Genomic DNA, 12,448 nt, shown 5'->3' with positions numbered 1-12,448 from the left:
GCAGCGCCCACCTCGAGACCTAGAGTGAGGCTATGTCGAGCCATGCCTTCGCAGGCCGTTTGCGGAGCAACGCCATCCGCCGCAGGTTCCGCGACCCGGAGCTGCGAGCGGTGCTGTGGCTCGGGTTGCTCACCATCCTGCTGACGGTGCTCTCGGCGGCTCAGGTCGGCTGGCTGCAGGTGGTCCCGGTCGCGGTCCTCACGGTGCCGTTGCTGCTCGGTGCAGTGCTGCTCGGCCCGCGTACGCTCAGCTGGTTCGTCGTCTTCGTGATGGTGATGATCGTGGTGAGTGCCAGCCGCGTCACGCTCTCCGACCGCGACGCCGCCGCCATCGGGGTGCACTTCCTGCTCGGCGCGATCGTGCTGTCCGTCGCGATGCGCCGCACCTACCTCGGGGTCGGCGGCCTGAGCGACGAGCTCATGCTGCTCGACCTGACCCACCGGCTCGACCAGGGTGCGATCCCGCCGATGCCGCCGGGGTGGCTCGCCGACTCAGCGGTCCTGCCGGCGGGCGGCACCCGGTTCGCGGGCGACTTCGTGGTGGCCGCTCGGGTGGAGGACCGGCTGGAGGTCGTCGTCGTGGACGTCTCCGGCAAGGGGGAGCGAGCGGGCACCAGGGCGCTCCAGCTGTCCGGAGCGTTCGGCGGCCTCCTCGGGGCTGTGCCGCCGGGCGACTTCCTGCCCGCCGCCAACCGCTACCTGCTCCGCCAGGACTGGCAGGAGGGCTTCGCGACCGCGGTCTACCTCTCCATCGACCTCAGCGACGGCGCCTACGAGATCCGCACGGCCGGCCACCCGCCTGCGCTCGTACGCCGCGCGTCCACCAGCCGCTGGGAAGAGGCCGACAGCGTGGGCCCGGTGCTGGGGCTCATGGACGACGTCGACTTCGATGCCTGCGCAGGCACGCTGGGCGTGGGGGACATGGTGATGCTCTACACCGACGGAGTCGTGGAGGCGCGGGGCGTCGACCTCGAGGACGGCATCAGCAACCTGGTCGCCACCGCCGATCATCTCGCCGTCACCGGACGGGGTGGCGGAGCCCGGCGCCTGCTCGAGGGGATGAGCGCGAGTGCCGACGATCGCGCGCTCGTCGCGGTCGGCAGACGGCGCTGAGATCCGCACCGAAACGACCTGGCCAACCGGTCAGTAGGGGAGCCGGTTACAGGTGTGAGCCAGATCTATGGCAGGATTTCGCAGGTTGCACGAGGGCGTCGGCTCTCGCGTACGCGGATGTAGCTCAATGGTAGAGCCTCAGTCTTCCAAACTGATTACGCGGGTTCGATTCCCGTCATCCGCTCCAAGTGCCATTCCCGCTGATTGGGGAGGGGCTCTTGACGGGGCGTAGCGTAGTGGCTAGCGCGCCTGCTTTGGGAGCAGGAGACCGCAGGTTCGAGTCCTGTCGCCCCGACATCTCCCGCGAAATTTCATAGCCCTGCACGCGACATCATTCTCAGAAACAAACGACAGGAGACACCCTGTGAAGAGCGCCGTCGAGACGTTGAGCCCGACCCGGGCCAAGCTGACCGTCGAGGTGCCCTTCGAGGAGCTCAAGCCGAGCCTCGACGCGGCGTACAAGCAGATCGCCAAGCAGATCAACGTCCCCGGCTTCCGCCGTGGCAAGGTCCCGCCCCAGGTGATCGACAAGCAGGTCGGCCGCGGTGCGGTGCTCTCCGAGGCGGTCAACAACGTCCTCCCGCAGATGTACTTCGAAGCCCTCCAGGAGAACTCGCTCGAGCCGCTCGCGCAGCCCGAGATCGAGGTCACCAAGCTCGAGGACAACGAGACTCTGGAGTTCACCGCCGAGGTCGACATCAAGCCCGAGATCACGCTGCCCGACTACGAGGGCATCGAGGCGAAGGTCGAGGACATCGAGCTCACCGACGCTGACGTCGAGGAGCAGATCCAGGCGATGCGCGAGCGCTTCGGCACTCTCAAGGACATCGAGCGCCCCGCCGCCGACGGCGACTTCGTGGTCATCGACCTGAAGGCCACCAAGGACGGCGAGGACGTCGACGGCGCCGAGGCCGTCGGGATGAGCTACCAGGTTGGCAAGGGCGGCATGCTCGACGGTCTCGACGAGGCCCTCACCGGCCTGTCGGCCGGCGAGTCCGCGGACTTCAAGAGCACCCTCGTCGGCGGTGAGCTGGTCGGCCAGGAGGTCGACGTCAACGTCACCGTCAACCAGGTGCAGGAGCAGGAGCTCCCGGAGTACGACGACGAGTTCGCCCAGCTCGCCAGCGAGTTCGACACGGTCAAGGAGCTCGAGGAGGACGTTCGCGCCCGCCTCGGCAACGGCAAGCGCCTCGAGCAGGCCGCCGCCGCCCGGGACGCTGTCCTCGAGGCGCTCCTCGAGAAGGTCGAGATCCCGCTTCCGGAGACCATCGTCGCCGACGAGCTCAACGCCCGTCGCGAGGGCATCGAGCAGCAGCTCGGCTTCGCCGGCCTCACCTTCGAGAAGTACCTCGAGGACGAGGAGCAGACGATCGAGGAGTTCGAGGCCGACCTCGAGCGCCGCGTTCGTGACGCCGTCGCCGCCCAGCTGATCCTCGACCAGATCGCCAAGGAGAAGGAGATCGGGGTCGAGCAGCAGGAGCTGACCGAGCACATGATGCGCCGTGCGCAGCAGTCCGGTCAGGACCCGCAGGAGTTCGTCAACCACATGCTCGAGCACAACCACGTGCCCGAGCTGGTCCAGGAGATCCTGCGCGGCAAGGCGCTCGCCCAGCTGGTCGAGGCCGCCACGGTCGTCGACGGGTCCGGCAACCACGTCGAGCTGAAGAACCTCCGTCCTGACGGCACCATCGGCGAGCCCGAGGCAGAGGCCGCCGACGAGAGCGACGAGGCCGCCGAGAAGGCTGACGCCTGATCATCAGACGTACGCCGCCCCTGCCCGATTCGGGCAGGGGCGGTTTCGTCTGTGACGCCTGATGGATGGAGCCTGGCGGACCTACTGGGAGTCGTAGTTGTCCGTCGGGTCGCCTGAGACCTCCAGGCGCTTGGCCGCGCAGTCGCTCCGGGACAGGCCCTGCTCGACGCACCACTCCAGCGCGGGCCCGGAGGTGTCGCTGGGATAGGGCACGACGACGGCGTACATCCCCGGCTTCACGTACGAGCTGGGCCACTCGCCGGTGTCGAGGAGCAGCACGTCAGGGTGCTCGGTCTTGATCTCCTGGTAGCGGCTCAGCGCCTCGTGCCAGTCGGCGTCGCCGCCGTCGCCGGCGCCGACCGCCGCGAGCTGCGGGAGCCAGCTGCCGATGAGCTTGCTGGCGGCCTCGGTGTCGAGGCGGGAGATCCGGAGCAGCTGATTCTCGGGAGGGGCGCTCGGGTCCAGGGCTGGCTCGCTCGATGGCTCGCTCGATGGCTCGCTCGCGGGCTCGGTCCCGGCAGGGCCGGTCGAAGGGTTCGCCTCGGGTCGTGCGGGGCTGATCCCGTCCTTGCCGAAGATGAACCCGAGCGCTCCGGCCACGAGCACGAGCACCGCGATCACGGTCAGGATCGCGGCGGTGCGGCCCTTGCGTCCTGCCGGAGGCGGCGGGGGAGCGTCGTCGAAGAAGAAGGCCCGCGTGTCTCGCTGGAGGTACGACTCCTCGCCGATCTCGTCGACGAAGAGAGGGCGGCGGGGCTCCGGGGGAGCCAGCAGCGGAGCGCCGCAGCCGATGCAGTAGATGGCCCCGGGAAGCTGCGAATCACCGCACGTCGGGCAGTGTGACTCCAGCTCATCACCCACTGACCGACACCCCCTTCCCCGTCCGACGGTAACCCGTGAAGACCGCCATCGTCACGCAACATCCGTAACAACAGCATCACAGACACCATACGCGTGAGTGAACGCAAACGTACGGAATGCGGCGGGCGTGATGTGATCTGAAGCACATACGGGCCGGACAGGCGGCACAGGTGAGCTCTCCGCCCAGCCTCAGGCTCTACCCTTCCAAGCGTGAGCACCAGCCCCGAGACCGTCCGTGCCGTGGTCCTCAACGTCGAGGACTCCCCGGTGGATCCCGAAGTCGAGGAGCAGCTCGATCGTGCGCAGGGCCGGGTGGCCGGCCTCGTCGGTCTGGCGAGGTTCGCCTGGCGCATCACCGCCTTCGCGCGCCGTCCCTTCGTGGCGCCGTTCGCGCTCGCGACCCCGATCGTCCGCGGCGTCGCCGGCACCGAGTCCGGGCCGGCCGTCGCGGTGCGCCACGACCGCCGAACGGTCAGCGCGCGGGAGTGGGCCGCTGCGCACCAGCACGCCGGGGTGAGCCCGCGGGTCCTGGTCCTGGTCCCGCCGCTGGGCAAGGACGAGACGGTGTGGGACGAAGGCTCCGAGGCGACCGGTGCGACGTACGCCGATCGGCTCGCCGAGCTGCTCGGCTGGCTGCCGCTGCACCTGCACGTGTCGGCCGGCACCAAGTCGGTGTCCGCCGCGGTCGCGCTCAGCAGCCGGATCCAGGAGTGCGTGGACGCCCTGGCGGCGGAGTCGGGCGGCGATGATGCCGGTTCGCCGCGCATCGTCCTGGTCGGGTACGCCGGCGGTGGTCTGATCGCCCGCAACGCGCTCGGGGTGGCCACTCCCGGAGCCCGGCCGTGGACGACGTACGTCTCTGAGCTGATCGCGCTCGGCACGACCCCCTATGCGGTCACCTCCGCTCCGATCTCGCGTGGGGTCGGCAAGCAGATCGACGAGCATCTGGCCGGGATCGCGGTGGTCGGGCCGGACGAGGCGATGCTGCCGCCGCGGCCGGACGTGGACTATCTGCTGGTCACCGACAAGGCGACCTCGCGACCCAACCGGGTCGGGCGACTCTTCGGGGAGATGCTGTGGTGGCGACACAAGACGCCGCTGCGGTCGCGACGGGTGCGTGACCTGTTCCCGACCGCGGAGCGGTTCACGCTCTCGACCGCCGAGACGCCGCTGTCGAACCACCCGTCGGTGCACGACGCCCTGCTGCGCTGGCTCGCCTAGCGCAGCTCTCGCACTCCTGCCGACTTCGGCGCGCTGCGCGGATTGCGAGGAAATCGCCAACAGCACAGTTCTGCCGTCGGCGAACAACGGCACACCAGCCGTGGAACAACTGGCTTCGGCGGCTAGTGTCGATCCTGTGAACATCGACTCCAGCGCGGCTGACGCTCACGCCGGTGCCCCAGGGCTCTCCCCGAGCCTGGGCGGCAACGGCGGTGGTCTGAGCCTTCTCGACGACAACATCTACACCCGACTGCTGCGGGAGCGCATCGTCTTCCTCGGCTCCGAGGTCCGTGATCAGAACGCCAACGCGATCTGTGCGCAGCTTCTGCTGCTCTCCGCTGAGGACCCGGAGGCCGACATCTTCCTCCACATCAACTCTCCCGGTGGCTCCGTGGACGCCGGCATGGCCATCTACGACACGATGAACTACATCCCCAACGATGTCGCCACCGTCGGCATGGGGCTGGCCGCCTCGATGGGGCAGTTCCTGCTCTGCGCCGGCGCGAAGGGCAAGCGCTACGCGCTGCCCCACGCCCGGATCATGATGCACCAGCCCTCGTCGGGCATGGGTGGATCGGCCTCGGACATCAAGATCCAGGCCCAGCAGTCGCTGCACATCAAGAAGGTGCTGCTCGACCTGATCAGCGAGCACACCGGTCAGAGCGTCGAGCAGGTGACTGTCGACGCCGACCGCGACCGCTGGTTCACCGCTGCCGAGGCGCTCGACTACGGCCTGGTCGACCAGGTCATCCGGAGTGCCAAGGAAGCCTCTGACGAGGGCCGCCCCGCCCACAAGAAGGACTGACGACATGAACTACTACATCCCGCAGTGGGAGGAGCGTACGTCTTACGGCGTCCGCCGGATCGACCCCTACGCCAAGCTCTTCGAGGACCGGATCATCTACCTGGGCACCCCGATCAGCGACGATGTCGCGAACGCGGTCATCGCCCAGCTGCTCTGCCTGCAGTCGATGAACCCGGACCAGGACATCTCGATCTACATCAACAGCCCGGGTGGCTCGTTCACCGCCTGCACCGCGATCTACGACACGATGCAGTTCATCAAGCCGGACGTGCAGACCGTCTGCATCGGCCAGGCCGCCTCGGCGGCCGCGATCCTGCTCGGTGCAGGCACGCACGGCAAGCGGATGGCGCTCCCCAACAGCCGCATCCTGATCCACCAGCCCTACACCGAGGGCACCTTCGGCCAGACCTCCGACATCGAGATCCAGGCCAACGAGATCCTCCGGATGCGTGAGCTGCTGGAGAAGATGATCGCCGACCACAGCGGCAAGTCGATGGACGAGGTCAGCCACGACATCGAGCGCGACAAGATCCTCACCGCCGCTCAGGCAGTGGAGTACGGCCTGATCGACTCGGTGCTCGAGTCGCTCAAGACGCCGGCGCTCGTTTGACCCTCGGGCCCCGCGCCGCTCCCACATCGAAAGGGCGGCGCGGGGTACCGTCAGTAATTATTCGGACCTAGCAGTCAAGTCGGGGAAGGAAGGCCACTCGTGGCACGCATCGGCGACGGAGGTGACCTGCTGAAGTGCTCCTTCTGCGGGAAGAGCCAGAAACAGGTCAAGAAGCTCATCGCGGGTCCCGGCGTGTACATCTGCGACGAGTGCATCGATCTCTGCAACGAGATCATCGAGGAGGAGCTCAACGAGGGCTCCGAGGTGGAGATCGCTGACCTCCCCAAGCCGAAGGAGATCTTCGACTTCCTCAACTCCTACGTCATCGGTCAGGAGCAGGCGAAGAAGTCGCTCGCGGTGGCGGTCTACAACCACTACAAGCGCGTTCAGGCCGGGCTGCAGCCCGGAGGCCCGCAGGGCCCCGGCAAGCACGCCAAGGAGGAGCAGGTCGAGGTCGCCAAGTCCAACATCTTGGTGATCGGCCCGACCGGCTGCGGCAAGACCTATCTGGCGCAGACGTTGGCTCGGATGCTCAACGTCCCGTTCGCGATCGCGGATGCCACCGCGCTCACCGAGGCCGGGTACGTCGGTGAGGACGTCGAGAACATCCTCCTCAAGCTGATCCAGGCCGCCGACTACGACGTCAAGAAGGCCGAGACCGGCATCATCTACATCGACGAGATCGACAAGGTTGCCCGCAAGGCGGAGAACCCCTCGATCACGCGCGACGTCTCCGGCGAAGGCGTGCAGCAGGCGCTGCTGAAGATCATCGAGGGCACAACCGCCTCGGTGCCGCCCCAGGGTGGCCGCAAGCACCCGCACCAGGAGTTCATCCAGATCGACACCACCAACATCCTCTTCGTGGTGGGCGGCGCCTTCGCCGGTCTGGAGCACATCATCGAGCAGCGCGTGGGCAAGAAGACCCTCGGCTTCACCGCCGAGGTCCGCGGTAAGGCCGAGAAGGAGTCCGAGGACCTCCTCAAGCTCGTGCGCCCCGAGGACCTGACCAAGTTCGGGCTGATCCCGGAGTTCATCGGCCGACTGCCGTTGATCGCGAGCGTGGAGAAGCTCGACCAGGCCGCGCTGGTGCAGATCCTGACCGAGCCGCGCAACGCGCTGGTCAAGCAGTACCAGAAGCTCTTCGACCTCGACGGCGTCGACCTCGAGTTCACCGAGGACGCGATCACCGCCATCGCCGACAAGGCCCTCGAGCGCGGCACCGGCGCCCGAGGCTTGCGGGCGATCATCGAGGAGGTCCTCCTCTACGTGATGTACGACGTGCCCTCCCGTGGCGACGTCGGCAAGGTGATCGTCACCCGCGAGGTGGTCGACGACGGCGAGATGCCGACGCTCGTGACTCGTGAGAAGGAAACCAAGAAGAAGTCGGCCTAGACCCGGGACTCGGGAGTCACGGCCCTAGCCCGTTTGAGTCATTTTCGCCGTCCGGGTCGTTATCGGCCCGGACGGTCGGACACAATACGCATTGATGAGCATCTGTACCTTTCCAGTTCCGTCACTCGGTAGGGAAGTGGGCACGTGAGGTTCCAGAGGGGCCCGGTGATGGCCTATGCCGCCGTGGTGCTCATCGGCCTGCTCGTCATCATCCAGACCCTCAGCCCGGACGTCTCCTCGTTGCACCGAGTGCCGCGTACGCTCTCGGGCCAGGCCGAGTTCACCGTGATCCCGCCGGCACCTTCTCCCGGCGTCTCCGGGGTGTCCAAGATTCCCAGCGCCGCAGCGGAGGAGAACGGGGACGACGCCCGGGGCGACGCCGCCGAGCCCGATGAGCAGGCGGAGAAGAAACCGGAGAAGGCGCCGCCAGCGCCGCCTGCCGAGCAGCAGCCGGACGCGCCGTCCCCCGAGCAGCCGGCCGATCCGGCCGAGCCCGGCGAGGATGAAGACGAGACGAAGCCGCCTACGCTGGTGCCGTCGGTGGGGCCGATCCCCGGCATCATGGCGCCGCTGCTGTGGCCGTTCGTGGCCGAGGAGGACGCCAGGCCGGTCGACGAAGCCATGCCGATGTTCCTGCGGCAGCTGCTCGCCGCCGAGGCCGGCGTCCCGGTCGAGTCGCTTCCGATGAAGGACCCGAAGGACGCCCGAGAGGCGGAAGAGTCGACCGGAGAGTCGAAGGAGTCCGCCCCGGAGCAGGACGGGCCGGAGTCCGAGGCCGAGCGGATCGCCGAGGGCGTCTGCGAGCTCACCGAAGCGATCGCCGAGGACGTCAAGAAGCTGCCTGGAGCGAGCGAGGCTCCCGAGCCGCGGGCCACGCCGGAGTGCGGCGAGGCGTGCACTGAGCCGAAGACCCCGGTAGGGTCGTCGCCCGCAGCCGACCCTGAGGTCACCACCGATTCCGCCGAGCCGTCCGAGGCTGAGACGACGGAGCCGCCGGAGCGGTCGGAGGAGCCGAAGGACGGCAGCAAGGACGAGAAGACTTGTGCCGAGAAATCGGTGCAGTAGAGGTCACTCCGATGGCGACCAGCACCACGCCAGAGTGACCGGCCGAGCGAGTCCCCCCGGGCGCTTGGCCGGAGTGAGGGACGAGGCAGGCCCCGGACCGCATCGCGGTCCGGGGCCTGCTCCGTTCTGCTGCCGTCGGTGCCTCAGGCCTCCTCGGGAACCTCCGCCAGCTCAGCGGTGACAGAGATCGCCGTGGCGTTGTCGTCGATGGTGAAGAACAGATCGCCGACGATGTTGCCGACCCGCTTGAGGTCAGGCGCGGCGGCCTCGGCGTCCTTGACCAGCTTGGCGGGGCCGGTGACCTCGGCCTTCGCCAGCGGGTGACGCATCTTCACCTTCGCGGTGGACTTCGCGCCACGGATCCCGGTCAGCGTCGCCGCGACGGCGTCGAGTGTCGCCGGGTCCGCGGCGGCGGCGGTGCCGAGCTCGAGCTCACGGGGCCACGCCGAGGTGTGGACCGAACCGGTCTGCCACCACGACCAGACCTCCTCGGTGACGTACGGCAGGAAGGGGGCCAGCAGGCGGAGCTGGACGTGGAGAGCCGTGGCTAGGGTGGCGCGCGCGGACTCGGTGGCGAGGCCGCCGTCCTCGTCGTAGGCACGCTCCTTGACCAGCTCCAGGTAGTCGTCGCAGAACTCCCAGAAGAACTTCTCCGAGGTCTCCAGCGCCGTGGAGTAGTCGTAGGCGGAGAAGGCGTCGGTCGACTTGGTGATTGTCTCCTTGAGGCGAGCCATCAGCGCGCAGTCGACCGGCTGGGTGATCGCGACCGGGTTGAGGGTGCTCGCGCCGACGTTTCCGAGGACGAACTTGGAGGCGTTGAGGATCTTCATCGCCAGTCGGCGGCCGACCTTCATCTGGGTCTCGTCGAACGGCGAGTCCATCCCCGGACGGGTCAGCGCGGCCCGCCAGCGGACCGCGTCGGCGCCGAACTTGTCGAGGATCTCGGTCGGGACGACGACGTTGCCCTTCGACTTCGACATCTTCTTGCGGTCGGGGTCGAGGATCCAGCCGGCGATCATCGCGTGGCTCCACGGGACGGTGCCGTCCTCGAGGTGGGCGCGGACGATGCGGCCGAAGAGCCAGGTGCGGATGATCTCGTGGCTCTGGGTGCACAGGTCCATCGGGTAGACCCGGCTGAACAGGTCCGGGTCGGCCTCCCAGCCGCCGGCGATCTGCGGGGTCAGCGACGACGTCGCCCAGGTGTCCATCACGTCCGGGTCGCCCTGGAAGCCGCCGGGCTTGCCGCGCTGCGCCTCCTCGTATCCGGCCGGGACGTCCGTGGACGGGTCGATCGGCAGCTGCTCCTCGCTCGGCAGCAGCGGCTTGTCGTAGTCAGGGTTGCCCTCGGCGTCGAGCGCGTACCAGACCGGGAACGGGATGCCGAAGAAGCGCTGCCGGGAGATCAGCCAGTCGCCGGCGAGGCCGCCGACCCAGTTGTCGTAGCGGTGGCGCATGTGCTCGGGAAGCCAGGTCAGCTCGCCACCGCGTGCCAGCAGCTTCTCGCGGAGTTCGGGGTTGCGGCCGCCGTTGGTGATGTACCACTGCCGGCTGGCGACGATCTCGAGCGGCTTGTCGCCACGCTCGTAGAAGTTGGCCATCCGCTGGGTCTTCTTCGGCTCACCCTCGAGGTCGCCGGACTCGCGGATCATCGCGACGACGGCCTCGCGGGCCGAGTGGACGGTCTTGCCCTTCAGGTCCTCGTACGCAGCGATGCCGGCCTCGGTGGTGATCCACTCCGGGGTGTCGCGGGAGAAGCGGCCGTCGCGGCCGATCAGGGCCCGGGCGGGCAGGTTGAGCTCTCGCCACCACTGGACGTCGGTGAGATCGCCCCACGTGCAGCTCATCGCGATGCCGGCGCCCTTGTCCATCTCCGCGGCCTCGTGGGGCAGGACGGGGATCTCCACGCCGAAGATCGGCGAGGTGACGGTCGAGCCGAACAGGTCCTTGTAGCGGTCGTCGTCGGGGTGCGCGATCAGCGCGACGACGCTCGGGATCAGCTCCGGGCGAGTGGTCTCGATGTGGACCGGGGTGCCATCGGCGCGGTGGAAGGCGACCCGGTGGAAGAAGCCGGGGTAGTCCTTGGCCTCGAGCTCGGCCTGGGCGACAGCGGTCTGGAAGGTGACGTCCCACAGGGTCGGCGCCTCCTGCAGATAGGCCTCGCCGCGGGCGAGGTTGCGCAGGAACGCCTTCTGCGAGGCGGTCTGGGAGACCTTGCCGATGGTCGTGTACTGCTGGTCCCAGTCGAAGGAGAGACCCAGCGTGCGCCACAGGTCCTCGAAGACCTTCTCGTCCTCGACGACGAGCTGGTTGCACAGCTCGACGAAGTTGGGGCGGCTGATGGAGATCTGGCGCTTCGGGTCCGGCTTCTCGGGCGGGGTGAAATCGGGGTCGTAAGGGAGGCTCGGGTCGCAGCGGACGCCGAAGTAGTTCTGCACCCGACGCTCGGTCGGCAGACCGTTGTCGTCCCAGCCGATCGGGTAGAAGACCGACTTCCCGTTCATCCGCTGGAAGCGGGCGATCAGGTCGGGGTGGGTGTAGGAGAACACGTGGCCGACGTGCAGGCTGCCGGAGACGGTCGGCGGCGGCGTGTCGATCGAGTAGACGTTCTCGCGTGGCTGGGTCCGGTCGAAGGCGTACGTCTTGTCGTTCTTCCACCGCTCGGCCCACTTGGCCTCCAGGCCCTCGAGGACCGGCTTGTCCGGTACGGCGACTACGCGCTGCTCAGCGGGCGTAGTCGTCTCCGGTGCGATCTGCGTGGGCGTGGTTTCAGTCATGGGACCAAATCCTATGGGCGTGCGGTTGCTGGCGCGAAACCGGTTGAGACCGGCGTTGCGCGCTCGCCATGCTTCGGTGCATGGGCACCATCGAGTTCTTCACCGATCCAGCCGAGTTCCTCGACGTCGCGCGGGACTACCTCGCCGGGGAGCCGGTGACCGCCAACGTGCTCGCCACCAACGCCGAGAAGGCGACCCGGGTCGAGCAGGAGGGGCCGTACCGCTGGTTCGCGGTCGCCCGAAAGGATGGCCGGGTCGTGGGGGCGGCGATGCGGACGGCCGCCTTCGAGCCGTATCCGCTCTACGTCTGCCCGATGCCCGACTCGGCGGCCCTCGAGCTGGCGCGGGCGCTGCACGAGAGGGGCGAGTACGCCGGTGGGGCCAACGGGGCGCTACCCGCCGCCCGAACGGTGGCGGAGGAGACCGTCCGGCTCACCGGCGGACGGGTGAGCGTCGCGATGGCGTCGCGCCTGCACGAGCTCGGCTCGCTGGTGATGCCCTTGGGCGTGCCCGGGCACGCCCGCCCGGCGGCGTACGACGATCTCGAGCTGTGCCGGAAGTGGCTGAGCGACTTCGGGCGTGCGGCCCGCGAACAGTCCGAGAACGAGGACTACGCCCACGAGCACGCCGCCGTGAGCGAGGACGAGGTGCGGCGCCGGATCGAGGAGTTCCTGCTGCTGTGGGAGGTCGACGGCGAGGTGGTCTCGCTCGTGGGCGCGACCCTGCCGGCGCACGGCGTGGTCCGGATTGCGCCGGTCTACGAAGAACCGAAGCACGTCCTCCTGGTAGCGGTCGCTGTACTGGTCGTACCACTCCTGGGTGTTGTTGATCCGCAACCACTTCTCGCTCGACCCC

The 12,448-nt window shown here is 68.3% G+C and carries 10 protein-coding genes and 2 tRNA genes; 10 read left to right on the top strand and 2 right to left on the bottom strand.

The genetic code is table 11. The features are described from left to right. Window positions 1-32 precede the first annotated feature (32 nt). The 4 genes from ABZZ22_RS06425 (at window position 33) to tig (ending at window position 2,865) form a co-directional block, all read left to right on the top strand. A complete protein-coding gene (locus ABZZ22_RS06425) occupies window positions 33-1,112 on the top strand; it encodes a PP2C family protein-serine/threonine phosphatase (RefSeq protein ID WP_354928077.1) in 1,080 nt (359 codons plus the stop codon). A gap of 113 nt (window positions 1,113-1,225) precedes the next feature. Next, a tRNA-Gly gene (locus tag ABZZ22_RS06420) sits at window positions 1,226-1,299 on the top strand. Between the two features lie 35 nt (window positions 1,300-1,334). Beyond that, a tRNA-Pro gene (locus tag ABZZ22_RS06415) sits at window positions 1,335-1,407 on the top strand. A 69-nt stretch (window positions 1,408-1,476) separates the two neighbouring features. Beyond that, complete coding sequence (gene tig / locus ABZZ22_RS06410; protein ID WP_354928074.1) at window positions 1,477-2,865, top strand: trigger factor; 1,389 nt, start codon at window positions 1,477-1,479, stop codon at window positions 2,863-2,865. 81 nt (window positions 2,866-2,946) lie between these two features. Here tig and ABZZ22_RS06405 read toward each other — a convergent pair whose 3' ends face one another. Continuing rightward, window positions 2,947-3,726: a hypothetical protein gene (locus tag ABZZ22_RS06405; protein WP_354928071.1), complete on the bottom strand. Its 780-nt coding sequence runs from the start codon at window positions 3,724-3,726 to the stop codon at window positions 2,947-2,949. Between the two features lie 210 nt (window positions 3,727-3,936). On the opposite strand from ABZZ22_RS06405, the gene ABZZ22_RS06400 reads away from it, so the two are divergent. The 5 genes from ABZZ22_RS06400 to ABZZ22_RS06380 all read left to right on the top strand — a co-directional run bounded on the left by ABZZ22_RS06400 (window position 3,937) and on the right by ABZZ22_RS06380 (window position 8,819). Next, window positions 3,937-4,947 (top strand): hypothetical protein, encoded by a 1,011-nt coding sequence (locus ABZZ22_RS06400; protein ID WP_354928068.1) that lies wholly within the window; start codon window positions 3,937-3,939, stop codon window positions 4,945-4,947. Window positions 4,948-5,143: 196 nt separating this feature from the next. Further along, window positions 5,144-5,752 carry an ATP-dependent Clp protease proteolytic subunit gene (locus ABZZ22_RS06395; RefSeq protein ID WP_354928349.1) on the top strand — a complete coding sequence of 203 codons (609 nt, stop codon included), beginning with the start codon at window positions 5,144-5,146 and terminating at the stop codon, window positions 5,750-5,752. Between the two features lie 4 nt (window positions 5,753-5,756). Continuing rightward, on the top strand, window positions 5,757-6,362 hold the full coding sequence (locus ABZZ22_RS06390; RefSeq protein ID WP_179656816.1) for an ATP-dependent Clp protease proteolytic subunit: 606 nt from the start codon (window positions 5,757-5,759) through the stop codon (window positions 6,360-6,362). A gap of 99 nt (window positions 6,363-6,461) precedes the next feature. Further along, complete coding sequence (gene clpX / locus ABZZ22_RS06385) at window positions 6,462-7,754, top strand: ATP-dependent Clp protease ATP-binding subunit ClpX (RefSeq protein ID WP_179656817.1); 1,293 nt, start codon at window positions 6,462-6,464, stop codon at window positions 7,752-7,754. Between the two features lie 144 nt (window positions 7,755-7,898). Continuing rightward, on the top strand, window positions 7,899-8,819 hold the full coding sequence (locus tag ABZZ22_RS06380; protein ID WP_354928064.1) for a hypothetical protein: 921 nt from the start codon (window positions 7,899-7,901) through the stop codon (window positions 8,817-8,819). A gap of 143 nt (window positions 8,820-8,962) precedes the next feature. Here the strand turns inward: ABZZ22_RS06380 and valS are convergent, their stop codons facing one another. Further along, window positions 8,963-11,593: a valine--tRNA ligase gene (gene valS / locus ABZZ22_RS06375; protein ID WP_354928061.1), complete on the bottom strand. Its 2,631-nt coding sequence runs from the start codon at window positions 11,591-11,593 to the stop codon at window positions 8,963-8,965. Between the two features lie 80 nt (window positions 11,594-11,673). Between valS and ABZZ22_RS06370 the strand changes: the two genes are divergently transcribed. Beyond that, window positions 11,674-12,448, top strand: a 775-nt coding sequence (locus ABZZ22_RS06370; RefSeq protein ID WP_354928058.1) for a hypothetical protein, incomplete at its 3' end; no start/stop codon positions are given.

The sequence above is a fragment of the Nocardioides sp. NPDC006273 genome (assembly GCF_040613495.1).
GTDB lineage: Bacteria > Actinomycetota > Actinomycetes > Propionibacteriales > Nocardioidaceae > Nocardioides.
Note: the sequence above shows the minus strand (reverse complement) of the source record. Positions and strands in the feature narration are given on the sequence as shown.